We start from the raw sequence: 17,587 nt of genomic DNA, 5'->3' as shown, positions 1-17,587 counted from the left end.
TGGTTTCCAGGAGACGGCCAACAGCTCCAAGAAACCCCCACCGTTGAGCAAGACCAAGAGTAGATCGGTGGTTGGGATCCAGATGGCATGGTCGTCCTTGTCATGGACCATTGGGTGCCTGATGCCGAGTTTTTTTGCTAGTGCTTCGGTGCCTGGACATTCTGTATCTCTGGCCCGAACATCCCACCGGCAGAGCTCGAATTTCGCAGGTCTGATACTCAATGGAAACTGCTCGACTAGGTCGAGGAGATTCTTCAAGTGGCTAGCAAACGTCAGGCCTGACCATTCACCGTCGGAAAGCAGCTCGCGTTGGCGGCCTCGCCAATTGATCAAATGAGACCTCCCCATGCTGGCAGGATCGCTGCGGGAGACTCGGTGATGCGGGATGTATGACTGATATGTCCCAGTTCCTCGCCCCTCGCGAAGAAACCGATCTAGCACCTTGGGCGTGAAGCGTTTTTCGGTTCTCACTTCAACCTCCGGGCTGCTCTTTTTTGGGGTCGTGCACGCAGTCCAGTAAATGATGATTCTTCATAGACTCCGGCCACGGAACAAACCGTAGGAAACCCAGATCCTCCGAATACTTGAGCCAACTGAGTCAGAAGCAGTCGCTGTGGTGGCTGCCAACCTGGGGAGCTCCACTTTCTGCGGTTGCCTTCTGAACGACTTGTTCGTGGAGCAGCAGTGACGTTGCGCGACAGATAGGCGAATTCATGGAGCGCGGCGCGGCGCAAAGACTTGCGAAATTGGTGCGACGGCGCGTAAAGACGAGTGCCGTCTTTGCGGGTCGTGCTCGGCCACTGTAGTTCTGGCCATCCATAGATCGACATCTCCATCCACATTAGCCAAACTACCGCTGGCGAATGAAATTCTTCGAGCTTGCGGGGGGGGCAACCTTCGATTAAAGGCGCAGGAGACCAAGATGATGACCTGGCGAGATCGATCAAAATCCAACGCGATTGTTCGATCGTTATGTGGATGGCTTGCGTGCGGTGTTCGCTGGGTGAACCGCGATGCTTCGGGTGCCGGGTGAATCGCGCGTGATATGCGGCTTCGTTGCGAGTGCTTCCACGGAGACGTGATATAGCCTTCGCCCCCCACGGGGTGCGACGATTTGGTGTTTTCATAGATCTGACCCTGATGTGTGTTCGCCTGTGTGGCGCGAACGATCCACCACCGGCGCGTCAGATCTGATAGTCTCTGGGGTGCGAATCGCGAAGACTTAGGTCTGAGCTCCGGGCGGCGGGGCTTCCTATTGGGGGTCCTGCCGTTTCTTATTTCATAGATACCTCCTGGAGGTGCTGGCTTAGTGAGCGGGTCTGTGTCTGCGAAAGTTGATGACTAAGTGCTGCAATCTCCCTCAGCAGCTCGGCTACATGGCGGGGTGTAGCTCTTGCAACCTTCAGCCCAATTGCAGCCCGTTCGCGAAAGGCTGCTTCCAGCAGTTCTTCGGCATCGGCAGGCGTTGCCTCTAGTGCCTGCGCGATTGCGCGTACTGCCTCTTCACTTGGAGGCAGGCGCCTCGAATTCTCGAGGTCGCAAATAATTGAGTGAGGTTGGCGTACTCGAAGAGCCAGCCATCGTTGGCTTACATCGAGTCTCAGGCGCAATTCGTAGATAAGCGCTCCGAAGCTTTTTTGCGTCATATCGTTTGCCGCGATAAGTCGTACATGTCAAAGCAGGCGTTGTTGAAATGCTCAGAATGGCAGGGGTGCCAGGCCGTGATAGGCGCGCGGCGTGGTTGGGTGATATCTTTGCTATCGTTGCCCGGTTCAAAAAAAAACGCTAGCGTTCAAAATGCAAAAAAAGCTGCCGTATTTGCACTGTCTCCGAAGATGACCCGTTGGAGAGAAGCTATGGGAAGACGCCGCACACCGCTCTGCGAAAGACTTCAATGTGCTTTGGCCTTCCGGGCCCTGCAGCAGGACCTTGGCGTCTCCTATTACTCAATGAGCAGGAGATGGATCGAAAAAGACGATCCCGAAGCATCCCAAAATTTGACTCGCGTTCCGGAATATTTCAAAAGGTACGCGGAGGGGAAGGTCCCACTTGCAGGTGCAGGACTAGCTCGTCTGAACTGGGCAAGACGTTCTAAGCTTTTCTGCCAGACTTACGACTCACATACTTTCACCGTCCTAAGCGTTATGTGCGACTGGCGCTCACTCGACGGTCGCGCTTTCCTGTTTGCCTTTAACGCCGATGAGACGCGGGATTTCTTCCGTTCCGGCGCCTGGTGGGTTTCTGACGCGCTCCAGGATTTTGCTGCTTCTGCGCACATTGATGCCCTGGGGCAACTTGTGATCTGTCTCGGCGAGAGCGTAGGCAAAGAAGATGAACAAGTCTGGGTACACCTGTGCAGGGTCTGGCTGAGGTCTTGGGCAAGATCTGGTGTGGACCGGAAGCTTGAAACACTGATGGTGCAAACGCTCGCAGAGCACGTTCCCCACCTTTCTCCGCTCCTCCGCGTGCTTTACCCAGGCTCGATGTATTTGAACCGGGGCGTTTGAGATCTCAGGTTTACGACTCTAGTGTCTGCTGCAATGAAGGACGCTCGCGGCAAAGCGGCTTAAACGCTTGCCTATGGTTTACGACATTAATTTGCGGAAATAGGGGATCGAATGACAGAGCGCCCGGCATCGCCGGGCGTTTTGCATTGCGCGCAATGCATACACTCCCTGCTCCGTATTCCCCTTTCTTTCGATGCAAGCCCTGCTCAACGCCATCGCCACGATGGCCCCCCTGCCCACTGACGCCCAGCGCGTGTTCCACGGTCGCGGCGGCCTGTACCCCGGCTGCGAGCACTGGGTGCTGGACGTGTTCCCGCCCGTGTGGGTGCTCACCAGCTTCCAGCCCGTGGCCGAGGAGGACCTGGCTGGCGTAGGCGCCGCGCTGGCCGCGCGCTGGGAGCAACTGCACCCGGGCGAGCCGCTGAACTGGGTCTTCCAGACCCGGCACGAAGGCCGCAGCGAAACGCGGCTGATGGCCGGTGCCGTGCCCGACCCCCATGTCGTCACCGAGCAGGGCGCGCGCTACCGCGTGCACGTGGCCCGGGGCCAGAACCACGGCCTGTTCCTCGACATGGCCGAGGGCCGCCGCTGGGTGCGCGACTACGCCGCCGCGCGCAGCGCCGACCGCTACGGCCTCAAGGTGCTCAACCTGTTCGCCTACACCTGCGCCTTCTCGGTGGTGGCCTTGCAGGCCGGCGCCAGGCAGGTGGTCAACGTGGACATGGCACAAGGTGCCATCGCCATCGGCCAGCAGAACCACCAGCTCAATGGCCTCACCACCGGCGCGAGCTTCCTCGCGCACGACATCTTCTCGACCTGGGGCAAGATCACGCGCGGCGGGCCCTACGGCCTGGTGATCGTGGACCCGCCGAGCTTCCAGCGCGGCAGCTTCGTCGCCACCAAGGACTACGCGCGCCTGATGCGCCGCCTGCCCGACCTGCTGATCCCGGGCGGCCATGCGCTGCTGTGCCTGAATGCGCCTGAGTTGGACACGGCCTTTCTCAAGGACCAGATGCGCGAGATCGCGCCGGAGCTGGAGTTTGTGGAACGCGTGGCGAATCCGGCGGTGTTTGCCGATGTGTCGCAGGAACGCTCGCTCAAGGTGCTGGCGTACCGGCTCACAGACTGATCATCAGCCGGCCAGCGCGGGGGCTATGCTGCGTCGTCATCAATGCCCAGAATGGCACCGACCGAGAGTTCCAGCTCCGCTACCAGATCCGGATCCATGTACTGGTACTCATCGGGTATGTCGAGCACATGGATGGCTTGTGTTCAAGAATGCGGCCGAATTCCGCCAGCAGGCGGGACTTGTGCTTTTCTTCCATCACGAAGATGGTCTGGGCCCACTGCAAGTCCCGTTCGGACACCGGGTGCCGTGCGTTGGGGCTGGTGCCCGCAGACCGCACGGACAGCAGGGGATGGTTGCGCCAGACTGTTTCGGCGGTGGGGCTGCGCCACTGGTTGCGGCTGCAGACGAACAGTACCTGAAGCCGCTCCTGGGGTGGCAGTGCAGGTCGGCCAGGGTGGTTTCTTGACGGCTGGCATGGCAGTGGTTCGCCAGCGGTGGCGAGCTAGAGGGGGCTTGAGGCACGTGCGCGTTTCAAGGCCTCGCGGTACCGAAGTTTCCAATTCTTGTCGCGCTGGAGGTCAGGGGGCATGCATCAAGTTTCGATGTGGAGTCATCGGCGGACTTTAGCGCCACGGCGTCTTGCTTCCAAGTTCTGTGTACGACGCTCGCAGCGGCGGCAAAGACCTGATGCTGAGATCGCAGCATTGTGTCGACCTGGAGATTCCGTGCAAGACTTCGGCTGCATCCTGCTGCAATAGCGATGGTTTAATACGCCGATTGCCTGAGGTATATACGCATGCGCTGGACCATCCAACTCACCACACGGGCTGATCCGAAGGTTTCCATCGAGGAGCGGCATTCCAATTTGATGGGCGCGATGGTCGCTATTCCAAAGCCTTTTGGTTTGGGTGGCACGCCCGTGCCTGCCGCGCCGGATCCAGGGTCGAGCCTGTCTGCAATATGCTCGCTTACACGTTTGATCGGCGCCCCTGCGATATTTGTCAACGCCATTTATGGGCTGCGAGCACCAAACTATGCGCCCAACGACATTTTCAACCTGGACTACAACGCCAAACGGGTGTCGGCCCAACAGCACGCTGCATTGGTGCAGGACTATCTACCTCAGTACATTGCCGCATTCGGCGCCTGCCGGTTGCATGCCGGATCGGAACAGCCATTCCTGGATCGGAGCGAACCAGGTTCGCAGCGCGGGCCCATCAGATTCATCCGCTCAGTCAACTTCTGGGATGCAGGGCTGATCTCGGAAGCTTTTGGCAAAACTTCCGAACAGGCCATGGATATTCTGGCGCCGCATGCAATGGTTATACGCCCCATGCTGGGTGGGGTCTACTCGGTGCTGACCGGGGGCGACGAAACACCCGATATGCAGTGGGCGGCGCACGAGAAATTGTGGGCCCTGCTCAAGGATTGAAAGCCATCTCTGGCGGGTCGGCTTCGATTCGGCCGCTGCAGCGCTGCGACCGCTTGGGTCATTGGCTGGCCCGCTGGCGCTCCTTGAGTTTGGCCACTTGCCTCACCTGTTCGCGGAAGGCCTGCACGGCCGCCTTCGACTCTTCATCCCAGGACTCGGTCTTCATGTGCTGCAGCACGGCCAGCAGCGCGTCGCTCAACTGTCCTATCTGGCGCCCGTAGCTGCCCACGTCCTCGATGATCTTCTGCTCGAGCGCGGGGTCCGAGGATTTGCCCATGTTGATGTTGATCAGGCCGACCTGGCCCATCGTCATCTTCGTCCAGTACTGGAAGGCCTGGTTCACGGGTCCGGACAAGGGCATGTAGAAATCGGGCATGGCGCGTATCTCCAGTTAGGTGGGCTCTGGCAGGAGAAGGGATTGCACGCCAAAAGCCGCTCCCGATCCAGGAAATTCTGGCAATCTCCTGTCGGGAGCACGTGCCTGCGGGTCAGCCCGTGAGCCAGCGCAGCGGCGCCAGCACCGTCTGCGGAAACAGCACCATGATGAACAGCACGGCGAACTCGGCGGCCATGAAGGGCAGCACGCCGCGCGTCACCTCGTCCATCTTCATGCGCCCCACCCCGGCCACCACGTTCAGGATGGTGCCCACCGGCGGGGTGACCAGGCCGATCGAATTGTTGATGATGAACAGCACGCCGAAGTAGACCGGGTCGATCCCGGCGGCCTTGACCACGGGCATCAGCACCGGGGTCAGGATCAGGATGGTGGGCGTCATGTCCATCGCGGTGCCCACCAGCATCACCAGCACCATGATCGCGATCAGCAGCAGCGTCTGGTTGCCCATCAAGGGCTTGAGCAGCTCGACCATCTGGGTCGGCAGGTTGGCCACCGTGATCAGCCACGACGACACCATGGCCGCGGCCACGAGGAACATCACCACGGCGGTGGTCTTGGCGGCGGTGGTGAAGATCGGCAGCAGCGCGGACAGCGGCAGCTCGCGGTAGATGACGCTGGCCACGAAAAGCGAGTAGACGGCCGCCACCACGGCGGCCTCGGTCGGCGTGAATACGCCCATGCGCAGGCCCACGAGGATGAACACCGGCAGTGTCAGGGCCCAGGCCGATTCGCGTGCCGCGCGCCAGATCTCGGCCGTGCTCTTTTTCTCGGGCAGGGCCAGCACCTCCTTGCGCCCCACCCACCACCAGGTGGCCGCCAGGCCCAGGCCGATCATGATGCCGGGAAAGATGCCGGCGATGAACAGCTTGCTGATGGAGACGTTGGCCGCCACGCCGAAGATCACGAAGCCGATGCTCGGCGGGATGATGGGCCCGATGACGCCCGAGGCCGCGATCAGCCCGCCCGACACCTCCTTCTTGTGGCCGGCCTTGATCATCATGGGCAGCAGCAGCGCCGTCAGTGCCGCAGCGTCGGCCACGGCCGAGCCCGACAGCGAGGACAGCAGGCATGCCGCCAGGATCACCACATAGCCCAGCCCCCCTTTGACATGCCCGACCAGCGCCAGCGCGAAGTTCACGATGCGCTGCGACAGGCCGCCCACGTTCATGATCTCGCCGGCCAGCATGAAGAAGGGCACGGCCAGCAGCGGAAAGCTGTCCGCGCCGTTGATGAAGTTCTGCGCCAGGATCTGGGAGTCGAACAGATCGAGGTGCCACATCAGGCCGACGCCTGAGGCCAGCAGCGCATAGGCGATGGGGATGCCCAGGGCCATGGCGCCGAGCAGGCCGCCGAGAAAAATCAGCACGGTCATGTTCTTGTCTCCGGTTTTGCGGGGGCGGCGTTTTCGCGTGCGAGTTCGGCCTGCAGGGCCTCCAGTTCAGCCTGCTCTTCGGACTCCTTGACCATCACCAGTTCGCCTTCGCTGAGCCTGCCGGTCAGCACGCGCAGAAACTGCAGCACCAGCAGGAAGCCTGCGCACACCGAGAACACCACGCCCGAGGCGTAGAAGAAGGCCATCGAGAACCCGGTGACCGGTGCCTCCACGTCCCAGTTGATCTTCATCTGCTTGTAGCTGCCTTCGAAGAACAGCCAGGTGATGTAGAGCATGAGCACCTGCCCAAGCACCATGCAGACCTTCTTGCCTTTCACGGGCAACCGGGACACCAGCATGTCCGTACCCAGATGGGCGTTCTCCTTGATGGCGGCCACCGCACCGAGGAAGGTGATCCAGATGAAAAGCCAGCGCGAAAGCTCTTCGCTGACCGTGATGCCGGAATTGAAGACGTAGCGCAGCACCACGTTGCCGAAGACCAGCACCACCATGGCGGCCAGCGCCAGCGCGATGAGCAGGTTGATGGCGCGGACGTAGCGGTCGATGAAAGTGTCGAGCATGTATTTGTTGCCTCTTGAATGGCTGAACGACCGCTTCTTCAGAGCACCGTGCCTTGCAGCAGGCCGCGCGCGGCCAGGTTGGTGATGAAGGCCCTGAGGCCGAAGCGCCAGGGGGGGGCCGTCTCGCTGTGGGTCACGGTGTTGTGCAGAGCGCCGAGCCAGGCGCTTTGGATGGTGACCACGTCGCCCAGCTTGTGGGTGAAGCCGCCACCGGGCTGGTCGCGGTCCTCGATGGGTGCGAACAGGGTGCCCAGGAACAGCATGAAACCATCGGGGTACTGGTGCGCGGCCAGGGTCTGGGCCACCAGGTCGACCGGGTCGCGGCTGATGCTGGCCATGGTGTTGATGCCGCGCAGCTCATAGCCGTCCGCGCCCGCCACGCGCAGGTGCACGGTTTCGCTGCGCACCTGGTCCAGGCCGAAGCGGGCATCGAACAGGCGGATGAAGGGGCCGATGGCGCAGGAGGCGTTGTTGTCCTTGGCCTTGCCCAGCAGCAGCGCGCTGCGGCCTTCGATGTCGCGCAGGTTGACGTCGTTGCCCAGGGTGGCGCCCACGATGTCGCCACGGCTGTTCACCGCCAGCACCACCTCGGGTTCGGGGTTGTTCCAGGCCGAGTCGGCGCGGATGCCGATGTCCTCGCCCGTGCCCACCGAGGCCAGCACGGGGGCCTTGGTGAACACCTCGGCATCGGGGCCGATGCCCACTTCGAGGTACTGGGACCACAGGCCCTTGTGCTGCAGCAGCGCCTTCAAGGCCATGGCCTGGTCCGAGCCCGGCCGGATGTCGGCCAGGCTGTCGCCGATGAGGCCAATCACCTGGCTGCGCAGGCCCTGGGCGCGGCTGGCGTCGCCCCGCGCCTGCTCTTCGATCACCCGCTCGATCAGGCTGGCCGCAAAGGTCACGCCGGCCGCCTTCACCACCTGCAGGTCGCAGGGCGCCAGCAGCCAGGGGCGTGCCGTGTCGCGCATGCCGGGCTGGCTGTTGGCCAGCAGTTCCAGCACGCTGCACAGGTACCGGCCCGAGGCCGCCTGCGCCGCCTCGGCGGGCCGGGGCGTGTCCAGCAGGGTGCTCATGGTGGGGTAGTGCTGGCTCAGGTCATAGACGCCATCGGCGCGCAGCGCCACCACGGCGGGCCCGGGCGGGCTGCCATCGACCCAGGCGCGGCCCACCAGGGTGCCGGCCAGGCCGTCGTCGGGCAGGATATGGGCGTGCGTCGCCGCACCGGCCACGGCGGCCGCTGTAGTTTCACTCATCGAGAATTCCTTGGAAGGTCGAAATCGGTGCTGCGCCACCCTGGGGCGGGCGCAGCTATGCAGGGCTCCTGCGGATTTGCATACAGCCGTATAACTAGGCGGGAAGCCGCAGACAGTGCTTTGGCACGGCAAGGCTTTCCAACGACGTTAGTCGGTTGAAGGCAAATCCGTGTCAGTGGTTGTGGCGCGGTGTCGTTTCTGAGATGCGGCGGTAATCGAGGGCAAAGTCCAGCGTGGCGCCGTCGACCAGCTGCCCGGTCTTCTCGCGGTACAGCGCCTCCCAGGGCGACTGGCTTTTGGGCACCGGGGGCGCTGGCAGTTCGCGGCGGCGGCGTGCGATCTCTTCGGGCGCCACCAGCGCATCGCAGCGGCCGGCCGTGAGGTCGATGCGGATGGTGTCGCCGCTGTGCAGCCAGCACAGGCCGCCGCCCACCGCGCTCTCGGGCGAGGCGTTGAGGATCGAGGGGCTGTCGGCCGTGCCGGACTGGCGGCCGTCCCCCAGGGTGGGCAAGGTGGTGATGCCGCGCCGGATCAGGGCGTCGGGCGGCTGCATGTTGACCACCTCGGCCGAGCCCGGCCAGCCGATGGGGCCGGCACCGCGCATGACCAGGATGCAGCCTTCGTCGATGCCCAGCGCCGGGTCGTTGATGCGCGCGTGGTAGTCGTCGGCCCCGTCGAACACGACGGCGCGGGCCTCGAAGATGCCCTCTTCGCCGGGCCGGCTCAGGTAACGCTGGCGAAAGGCTTCGGAAATCACCGAGGTCTTCATGATCCCGAAGTCGAACAGATTGCCCCTGAGCACCAGGAAGCCGGCCTTGTGCATCAAGGGCGCCGCGAAGGGGAAGATCACTTCGCGGTCGCGGGTCTCGCGGCCCTGCAGGTTGTCGGCCACGGTCTTGCCGGTCACGCTCAGGCAGTGGCCCCGCAGGCGACCGGCCTGGTGCAGCTCCCACATCAGGGCTGGAACACCCCCGGCGCGAAAGAAGCGCTCGCCGAGGAACTTGCCAGCCGGCTGCATGTTGAGCAGCAGCGGCAGGTCGTAGGCGTGGGTGGTCCAGTCCTCCGGCCGCAGGTTGACGCCGGCATGCCGCGCCATAGCCATGATGTGCACCTGCGCATTGCTGGAGCCGCCTGCCACGCTGACCACCGACAGCGCGTTGAGAAAGCTCTCACGGCTCAGGATGCGCGAGGGCCGCAGGTCCTCGAAGGCCATCTCGACGATGCGCCGCCCGGTCTCGTACGCCATCTGGCCGCGTTCGCGGTACGGCGCCGGTATGGCGGCACACCCCGGCAGCGACAGGCCCAGCGCCTCGGCCACCGCGTTCATGGTGGAGGCCGTGCCCATGGTGTTGCAGTGGCCGGCCGACGGGGCGCTGCTGCAGGCGCGCTGCAGAAATTCCTCTTCGCCGATTTCGCCCGCAGCCAGCTGGCGCCGGCTGCGCCAGATCACGGTGCCCGAGCCCACCAGTTCGCCGTCGTGCCAGCCGTCAAGCATGGGGCCACCCGAGAGCACGATGGCCGGTATGTCCACGGTGGAAGCCGCCATGATGCCGGCCGGCGTGGTCTTGTCGCAGCCCGTGGTCAGCACCACGGCGTCGATGGGGTAGCCGTACAGGATCTCCACCAGGCCCAGGTAGGCCAGGTTGCGGTCCAGTGCGGCCGTGGGGCGGCGGCAGTTCTCGAAGATCGGATGCACCGGGAACTCCATCGGAATGCCGCCGGCATCGCGGATGCCATCGCGCACGCGCCGCGCCAGCTCGACGTGGATGCGGTTGCAGGGCGACAGATCGCTGCCCGTCTGCGCAATGCCGATGATGGGCCGGCCCGAGCGCAGCTCGTCGGGTGTGAGCCCGTAGTTCATGAAGCGTTCGAGGTAGAGCGCGGTCATGTCCGAGCGCTCGGGGTCGGCGAACCACTCGCGCGAGCGAAACGGGCGGCGGGGTGTCTTGTCCATGGCGTGGCTTCTGAAAAAGGGGGAGAAGGGCTGTCGCGCTGGCGCGGGGCGGTGCCCGCGCTGGCCGCGATCACTTGGCGGTGCCGCGCACCTTGGCCAGTTCGGCGTTCAGCTCGCCCGTCGTCTCTTCCCCGAATTCCTTGCCGTACTTGGCCAGCACCGGCTGCAGCTTGGCGCGCATCCTGGCTTGCTCGGCCGGCGACAGTTCGGTCACCTGCATGCCCGCCTTCTTGAGCTCGCCCAGGGCCGTCTCGCTGAAGGCGCGGATGGTCTTGCGCTCGAACAGCGTGGCCTCGCGCGCCGCCTCCTGCACGATCTTCTGCTCCTGGGCCGAGAGGCCATCCCAGGCCTTCTTGGACATCAGCAGCACCCAGGCGCTGTACATGTGGCGCGACAGCACCAGGTGCTTTTGCACCTCGTAGAACTTGCTCGACAGGATGGTGGCGGGCGGGTTCTCCTGACCATCTACGGCGGCCTGCTCCATCGCCGAATACAGCTCGGTGAAGGGCATGGGCGTGGCGTTGGCCCCGAGGGCGTTGAAGGTGTCCAGGAACAGGGGGCTCTGGATCACGCGCAGCTTCAGGCCGGCCAGGTCATCGGCCTTGGTGATCGGGCGGCGCGAATTGGTGACATGGCGAAACCCGTTCTCCCAGAAGCCCAGGCCCACCAGGCCTTTTTCAGGCAGCTTGGCCAGCAGCTTCTGGCCGAAGGGGCCATCGAGCACAGCATCGGCTTCCTGCTCGGTGTTGAAGGTCAGGGGCAGGTTCAGCACGCCGAAGGGCTTGATCAGCGACATCAGGGTCGAGCTGTCGGGAATCGTCATCTCCAGGGTGCCGCCGCGCAGCGCCGAGGTCATGGTCACGTCGTTGCCCAGCGACCCGCTCGCATACAGCTTGGCCACCAGCTTGCCGCCACTCTTGGCTGAGAGCTGCTCGGCAAAGTGCTTGACGGCCAGCGCCTGCGGATGGTCATCGTTGAGGCCGATGCCCACCTTGAACACGTGTTCCTTGATCTGTGCAGAAACCGGAGCGGCCACGGCGGCCAGGATCGTGGCCGCCAGGGCCAAGGCTTTGAACTTCATGAATGTCTCCAAATATGGAATGGCTGGACACGGTGGGCTGCCCCATCGGCGCCATCAGGTCTCTGACGGACCCTCCTGAACGCAAGGCAGAGATTAGGTTTTGGGCCTTGCCGGGTCCACTCACTTTTTTGCTAGCATCCATTCCAAATGCTTATGACTTCAGGCCCGTTTCCGGGCAAGCCCCTGTCCATGGCCCAGGCCTGCGCGAGGCTGCGTTTCCGGCACCTGCAGTTTCTGGACATCCTGGGCCAGACGCGCAACCTGCGCCTGACGGCCGAGCAGATGCACATCACCCAGCCGGCGGCCACCAAGATCCTGATGGACATCGAGGAGATCCTCGAATCGCGCCTGTTCGAGCGCCTCTCGCGCGGCATGCGGCCCAACGAACTGGGTCTGTTCACCTTGCGCTATGCCGCCTCCTCGCTGGCCGGGCACCGCAAATTCGTGGAAGAGTTCAATGCGCTCAAGCAAGGCGGGCATGGCCACCTCACCATAGGCGCCATCACAGGGTCGGCTGCGCATGTGCTGATCACCTCGGTGGCCGAGATACAGCGCCTGCGCCCGTTGCTGGTGCTCAAGGTGCTGGAGCAGAGCAGCGACCAGCTCATCGCCTGGCTGGGGGAGCGCAAGATCGACCTCATGATCGGGCGCTTCACCGACGACGCGCAGCGAACACAGTTCCAGTACGAGCGCCTGTCCAGCGAGCCGCTGCAGGTGGTGGCGGGCGTGCACCACCCGCTGCGCGGCGTTCGCGACCTGGGCATGGCGGAGCTGTCCCACTGGCCCTGGATCCTGTACCCTGCCTCGACCGCCTTGCGCAAGGTGTCCGACGACATCTTCGGGCGCAACGGGCTGGCGCTCGCTTCGGGCGTGGTCGAGACCCCTTCTTTCCTGTTCGCACTGGAGATGATGCAGGCGACCGACATGCTCTCATTGCAGCCCTCGGCCCTGGTGGAGCGCTACATCCACAAGGGGCTGTTGGCCCGCATTCCGGTGGAGCTGCCGGACCGCATGCCGGACTATGGCCTCATCACGCGGCTGGGCGAGTCGCCCACACCGGCCGCGCAGGCATTCATCGACGTGCTGCGCGAGGCGGCGGCCCCGTCCATCGACGCCGCGCCGTGATCCGGCTGCAGCCGCCCCTCCTTCTTCGATAACAACGCTTATTGGAAAATGGAGGCAATTCCTTCGCCGATAGCCCCGCATGACGAGGGTGCCGGCCGCAGGCCGTTATGCTCTGCGCCCTTTCTTCTCTCTCTGAATCCCTGCGGGACCCCCATGCCAGATCACCAGGACATCCCCGAACCCATCAACGAACCCCGCCTGTGGAGCGACGAGCGCTGGATGGCGCGCGTCATCAAGAACGAGGATGACGATGGCTGGGCCGTGTCCATGACCCTGCACGGCGAGGCCGAGCCCGCGCTGGTGGGGCCCTGGACCATGGGGCGCGACAAGAAGAACCCCAAGCCGCTCGATGTCTCGGCCTTCAATACCCTGGTGAAGACCGCCAGCGAGGTGCTGCGCCGGCATGAACAGCAGCTGCACGCCCAGCTCAACAAGAACCTGGCCATCACCACCGCCCAGGGCCAGCGCCTGCGCGTGGCGCTGGCCATCGTGCCCGACGAGGAGGGCGCCACGGCCACGCTGAGTGCGCAGGACGAGCTGGGCGAAGAGCTGGCGCGCGTGCCCGTGTCGCCGGGCTTCAAGCTCACGGTGGCCAGCGCCACGGCTTGGATAGACGGCGGGTTCGAAAAGCCGCGTTGACGCCATGCTGGTCTTACAGGCGACTGCAAGAACGCGGGTTTTTCCCTAGAATGGCGGTGCCGGTCAGAAAAGCTTTCCGTCCGGCAGCGTTCTCAGGGCGGGGTGCAATTCCCCACCGGCGGTATCTGTGCAGTCTTGGGCCATCCAGGGCCGCGCAGCAGCCCGCGAGCGCCCGTGGCAACTGGCTGGTGGATCTTCGGATGCACGCCAGGCGCGGCGGGGTCAGCAGATCTGGTGCGATGCCAGAGCCGACGGTCACAGTCCGGATGAAAGAGATCGCGAAACCATGGGCCCCTGCCGCTGGTGTGGGCGCCCGCGTGGGCCAGTTGCCGCTGGGCGCGGCCGGTTTTCGGACCGGCACCGCCGTGCGGCCTGCCCGCGCGTGCGCCACGCCGTGTGCAGACGCCTTGTTCGCGCGCGCCCTGATTCTGGTAATCCTTTTCTTCGATCCGAGAAAATCCATGAATCAGCCTTTCCCTTCCCGTGCAGTCACCGCCATGGGCGACAACGGCGCAGCGCGCAGCGAGCGCGTGGCGCTGATCTGCGCCAGCTGGCACCGGGACATCGTTCACCAGGCCCGCGATGCGGCCGTGGCGGAATTCACTCGCAGCGGCCTGCCCGCTGGCCAGGTCGAGCATTTCGACGTGCCGGGTGCGTTCGAGATCCCGCTTTTGGCCAAGAAGCTCGCGCAAAGCGGGCGCTACGACGCCATCGTGGCCTGCGCCCTGGTGGTCAACGGCGGCATCTACCGCCATGAATTCGTGACCACGGCCGTCATCGACGGCCTGATGCGCGTGCAGCTCGATACCGAGGTGCCGGTGATGAGCGCCGTGCTCACCCCGCGCGACTTCCATGAGCACGAAGAGCACCTGCGCTTCTTCCGCGAGCACTTCGTGAAGAAGGGCACGGAAGTGGCCCAGGCCTGCCTGGCCACCATGGCCCACCTGCGTGCGCTGGAGCCAGCCCACGGAGACTGAGGCTCCGCAGGCCCTGGCCGCTTGCGGCGCGGCCTGAAGACGCTCAGCCCGCCGCCAGCCGGGGCACCTGGTGCAGGGGCACCCCGGGTGGGTTGCCGCCCTGGGTTTTACCGGCACCCGGGCGCAGCCGGAACACGGCCACGGCCTGCACCAGTTGCTGCGCCTGCACCTTGAGGCTGTCGGCCGCGGCCGCGCTTTCCTCCACCAGCGCCGCGTTCTGCTGCGTGGCCTGGTCCATCTGCGTGATGGCCTCGCCCACCTGGGACACCCCCAGGCTCTGCTCGCTGCTGGCCGCGCTGATCTCGCCGACGATGTCGGTCACGCGGCGGATCGATGCCACCACCTCGGTCATGGTCGCCCCGGCCTTGTCGACCAGCGTGGTGCCCAGTTCGACGCGCTCCACGCTGGCGTGGATCAGGCTCTTGATCTCCTTGGCGGCCTCGGCACTGCGGCCGGCCAGGCTGCGCACCTCGCTGGCCACCACGGCAAAGCCCCGGCCTTGCTCGCCAGCGCGGGCGGCTTCCACCGCCGCGTTCAGCGCCAGGATGTTGGTCTGGAAGGCAATGCCGTCGATCACGCTGATGATGTCGGCGATCTTCTTGCTGCTGTCGTTGATGCCCTTCATGGTCTTCACCACTTCGGAGACCACATCACCGCCTTGCACCGCGACGGTGGATGCATTGAGCGCCAGCTGGTTGGCCTGGCGGGCGTTGTCCGCATTGGCCTGCACGGTGGAGTTGAGCTCCTCCATCGAGGCCGAGGTTTCTTCGAGCGCGATGGCCTGCTGCTCGGTGCGGGCCGACAGGTCGTTGTTGCCCTGCGCGATCTCGGCACTGGCCAGGGCCACGCTGTCGGCGTTGGTGCGCACATTGCTCACCACGTTCGACAGGCTGTCCTGCATGGCGAGCAGGGCGTTGAGCAGTTGCGCAATCTCGTCCTTGCCGCGCACCTCGGTGGCCACCGTCAGGTCGCCACTGGCCACGGCCTGCGATACCCGCACCGCATTGCCCAGCGGCTGCGTCACCGTGCGGCTGAAGGCGACGGCGCCGCCGATGCCCAGGGCGCACACCACCAGCATCACGGCCAGGCTGATGGTGGTGGCGCGCTGTGCCGTGGCAGCGGCGCGGTCGGCCACCTCGCTGCTGGCCTTGCCGATCAGCTCACCGGCTTGGTCGAGCAACTGGGAGGGCTCGCGGTCCATGCCCTGCACGGCCTTGTCGCCCGCTTCCACATCCTGGCCAGCCGCCTTGAAGGCCTCGAATCCCTTGCGGTAGGCCGTGCCCATGCGTTCGTGCGCCAGTGCGAATTTCGCCACATGCTCGCGCCCCTCGCCTGGGGGCAGGGCGGCCAGCAGCTTCTGGGCCTGGTCGCTGACGGACTTTTCCTGCTTTTCGAACGCAGCCCAGTAGCGCGTGAGCTGGGCCGGGTCCTTGCCGCGGATCAGTACGTTCTTCCATTCCTGCACCTGCACCTTGAAGCCATTGAGCACGTCCGACGCCATGCGCTCGTGCAGAAAACTCTGCGCCACGGTGGTCTGGTAGGTGTCCAGCGCCTGGTTCAGTCGGCTGATGCCGAACAGGGCTGCCGCAAACAGCAGCAACAGCGACGCGGTAAAGGCCAGGGGGAGCTTGATGCTGAGCTTCATGACGGGACTCCTTGGATTCCACAGATCACTGCAGCCATGGCAGTCGGCGTGCCAAGGCATTCCACTGCATTATGGGCCGTTGTAAATGTTTGTGTCCGGCTTTTTTGTAGCCCGTTCGGAGGGGGCAAACCCCTCCAGGCAAAGAAAAAGGCCTGGCGTATACGGCCAGGCCTTTGGGGGAGGAGGGGGCTCCCTGGCTACAGAACGCCAGCGGCCCGCAGTTGCGCGATGCGCGCCGCGTCCAGCCCCAGCTCGGCCAGCACCTCGTCGGTGTGCTGCCCCAGCGCCGGCGGCGCATTGCGCAGCGTGGGTGGGTTGGCCGACAGGCGCAGCGGGCTGGCCACGCCGGTGATGTGGGCCACACCGTCGCCGGCCTCGCCGTCCTTCCAGCGCGGCAGGGCCACAGCCAGGCCGCGCGCCTTCACCTGGGCGTCGTCAAAGGCCTGGGCGATGGTGTTGATCGGGCCGCAGGGCACGGCCTTGTCTTCGAGCAGGGTGATCCAGTCGGCCGTGGTGCGCGTGCGTGTGAGCGCCTCCATGGCCGGGATCAGCTCGGCGCGGTGCTTCACGCGCAGGGTGTTGGTGGCAAAGCGCTCGTCGCTGGCCCATTGGGGCTGGCCGGCGGCGGCGCAAAAGCGCGCAAACTGGCCGTCGTTGCCAATGGCCAGCAGCATCGCGCCATCCTGTGTGGGGAAGTCCTGGTAGGGCGCCAGGCTCGGGTGGCTGTTGCCCTGGCGTGTGGGTGCATTGCCCGTGGCCAGAAAGCCCGCGGCCTGGTTGGCCAAAATGGCCATGCCCACGTCCAGCAGCGACATGTCGATGTGCTGGCCCTCGTCCGTGCGCTGGCGCACGTTGAGCGCGGCGACGATGGCTGTGCTGGCGTACACGCCGGTGAACAGGTCGGTCAGCGCCACGCCCACGCGCAGCGGGCCGCCGCCGGGCTCCGCGTCGCCCCGGCCGGTGATGCTCATCATGCCGGTCATGGCCTGGATCATGAGGTCGTAGCCCGCGCGCTCGGCATACGGCCCGTCCTGCCCGAAGCCGGTGACCGAGCAGTAGATGAGCCGCGGGTTCAGCGCGCGCAGGCTGGCATGGTCCAGGCCGTACTGTTTAAGGCCCCCGACCTTGAAGTTCTCCACCACGATGTCGCTTTGCAGCGCCATGTCGCGGATCAGTTGCTGCCCTTCGGGCGTGGCCATGTCGATGGTGACCGAGCGCTTGTTGCGGTTGCAGGCCGTGAAGTAGCTGGCCTGCGTGGTGTCGTTGCCCTCGGCGTCTTTCAGAAAGGGAGGGCCCCAGTGGCGCGTGTCGTCGCCCGCGCCGGGGCGCTCCACCTTGACCACGTCGGCACCCAGGTCCGCCAGGATCTGCGTGCACCACGGGCCCGCCAGCACGCGCGAGAGGTCCAGGACTTTGATGCCATCGAGGGCGCCGACAGAAGGTGTGGTCATAGGATCAGGAACTGCAAATCATGAAAGGACAGACGGCCACCGCACCATGCATGGGCAGCGGCCGCGGGAAGAAAGGGCGCGCTGGCGCGCGGCCTTCTCCTTCT

At 64.7% G+C, this 17,587-nt stretch carries 15 protein-coding genes and 1 riboswitch; of the genes, 6 read left to right on the top strand and 9 right to left on the bottom strand.

What is annotated here, in order from left to right; all coding sequences use genetic code 11:
• Positions 1-1,274 precede the first annotated feature (1,274 nt).
• A complete protein-coding gene (locus ASE31_RS33085; RefSeq protein ID WP_082604086.1) occupies positions 1,275-1,646 on the bottom strand; it encodes a helix-turn-helix transcriptional regulator in 372 nt (123 codons plus the stop codon).
• Between ASE31_RS33085 and ASE31_RS31515 the strand changes: the two genes are divergently transcribed.
• The 3 genes from ASE31_RS31515 to ASE31_RS09065 all read left to right on the top strand — a co-directional run bounded on the left by ASE31_RS31515 (position 1,584) and on the right by ASE31_RS09065 (position 5,008).
• Positions 1,584-2,507, top strand: coding sequence for a hypothetical protein (locus ASE31_RS31515; protein WP_162261387.1), 924 nt, complete (start codon positions 1,584-1,586; stop codon positions 2,505-2,507). The genes ASE31_RS33085 and ASE31_RS31515 overlap by 63 nt on opposite strands.
• A 193-nt stretch (positions 2,508-2,700) precedes the next feature.
• Positions 2,701-3,636 (top strand): class I SAM-dependent methyltransferase, encoded by a 936-nt coding sequence (locus tag ASE31_RS09075; RefSeq protein ID WP_057201317.1) that lies wholly within the window; start codon positions 2,701-2,703, stop codon positions 3,634-3,636.
• A gap of 736 nt (positions 3,637-4,372) precedes the next feature.
• Positions 4,373-5,008, top strand: coding sequence for a hypothetical protein (locus ASE31_RS09065; protein WP_157412421.1), 636 nt, complete (start codon positions 4,373-4,375; stop codon positions 5,006-5,008).
• Between the two features lie 58 nt (positions 5,009-5,066).
• On the opposite strand, the gene ASE31_RS09060 is transcribed toward ASE31_RS09065, so the two are convergent.
• The 6 genes from ASE31_RS09060 to ASE31_RS09035 form a co-directional block, all read right to left on the bottom strand.
• Entirely contained in the window at positions 5,067-5,384 is a 318-nt protein-coding gene (locus ASE31_RS09060; protein ID WP_057201315.1) for a hypothetical protein, read from the bottom strand.
• 112 nt (positions 5,385-5,496) lie between these two features.
• Complete coding sequence (locus tag ASE31_RS09055) at positions 5,497-6,777, bottom strand: TRAP transporter large permease subunit (RefSeq protein ID WP_057201314.1); 1,281 nt, start codon at positions 6,775-6,777, stop codon at positions 5,497-5,499.
• Positions 6,774-7,358, bottom strand: a complete 585-nt coding sequence (locus ASE31_RS09050; RefSeq protein ID WP_057201313.1) for a TRAP transporter small permease — start codon at positions 7,356-7,358, stop codon at positions 6,774-6,776. The genes ASE31_RS09055 and ASE31_RS09050 overlap by 4 nt, the downstream gene beginning before the upstream one ends.
• A 38-nt stretch (positions 7,359-7,396) precedes the next feature.
• Complete coding sequence (locus ASE31_RS09045; protein ID WP_057201312.1) at positions 7,397-8,611, bottom strand: fumarylacetoacetate hydrolase family protein; 1,215 nt, start codon at positions 8,609-8,611, stop codon at positions 7,397-7,399.
• A gap of 172 nt (positions 8,612-8,783) precedes the next feature.
• Positions 8,784-10,565, bottom strand: a complete 1,782-nt coding sequence (locus tag ASE31_RS09040) for an IlvD/Edd family dehydratase (RefSeq protein ID WP_057201311.1) — start codon at positions 10,563-10,565, stop codon at positions 8,784-8,786.
• Positions 10,566-10,635: 70 nt separating this feature from the next.
• Complete coding sequence (locus ASE31_RS09035; protein WP_057201310.1) at positions 10,636-11,646, bottom strand: TRAP transporter substrate-binding protein; 1,011 nt, start codon at positions 11,644-11,646, stop codon at positions 10,636-10,638.
• A 147-nt stretch (positions 11,647-11,793) separates the two neighbouring features.
• Here ASE31_RS09035 and ASE31_RS09030 point away from each other — a divergent pair, with 147 nt between their 5' ends.
• From ASE31_RS09030 to ASE31_RS09020, 3 genes are all read left to right on the top strand, one after another.
• On the top strand, positions 11,794-12,771 hold the full coding sequence (locus tag ASE31_RS09030; RefSeq protein WP_082604085.1) for a LysR family transcriptional regulator: 978 nt from the start codon (positions 11,794-11,796) through the stop codon (positions 12,769-12,771).
• 153 nt (positions 12,772-12,924) lie between these two features.
• Complete coding sequence (locus ASE31_RS09025) at positions 12,925-13,410, top strand: hypothetical protein (protein ID WP_057201308.1); 486 nt, start codon at positions 12,925-12,927, stop codon at positions 13,408-13,410.
• Between the two features lie 84 nt (positions 13,411-13,494).
• Positions 13,495-13,692: riboswitch (FMN riboswitch) on the top strand.
• A 179-nt stretch (positions 13,693-13,871) separates the two neighbouring features.
• On the top strand, positions 13,872-14,387 hold the full coding sequence (locus ASE31_RS09020) for a 6,7-dimethyl-8-ribityllumazine synthase (RefSeq protein WP_157412420.1): 516 nt from the start codon (positions 13,872-13,874) through the stop codon (positions 14,385-14,387).
• A 43-nt stretch (positions 14,388-14,430) separates the two neighbouring features.
• Here the strand turns inward: ASE31_RS09020 and ASE31_RS09015 are convergent, their stop codons facing one another.
• Together ASE31_RS09015 and ASE31_RS09010 are read right to left on the bottom strand one after the other, a co-directional pair.
• A complete protein-coding gene (locus tag ASE31_RS09015; RefSeq protein WP_057201306.1) occupies positions 14,431-16,032 on the bottom strand; it encodes a methyl-accepting chemotaxis protein in 1,602 nt (533 codons plus the stop codon).
• Between the two features lie 197 nt (positions 16,033-16,229).
• The gene (locus ASE31_RS09010) at positions 16,230-17,483 is read right to left on the bottom strand and encodes a CaiB/BaiF CoA-transferase family protein (RefSeq protein ID WP_057201305.1); all 1,254 of its coding nucleotides are present in this window, start codon (positions 17,481-17,483) and stop codon (positions 16,230-16,232) included.
• Between the last annotated feature and the right edge of the window lie 104 nt (positions 17,484-17,587).

The organism is Acidovorax sp. Root217, assembly GCF_001428645.1.
Taxonomy (GTDB): Bacteria; Pseudomonadota; Gammaproteobacteria; order Burkholderiales; family Burkholderiaceae_C; genus Acidovorax.
Note: the sequence above shows the minus strand (reverse complement) of the source record. Positions and strands in the feature narration are given on the sequence as shown.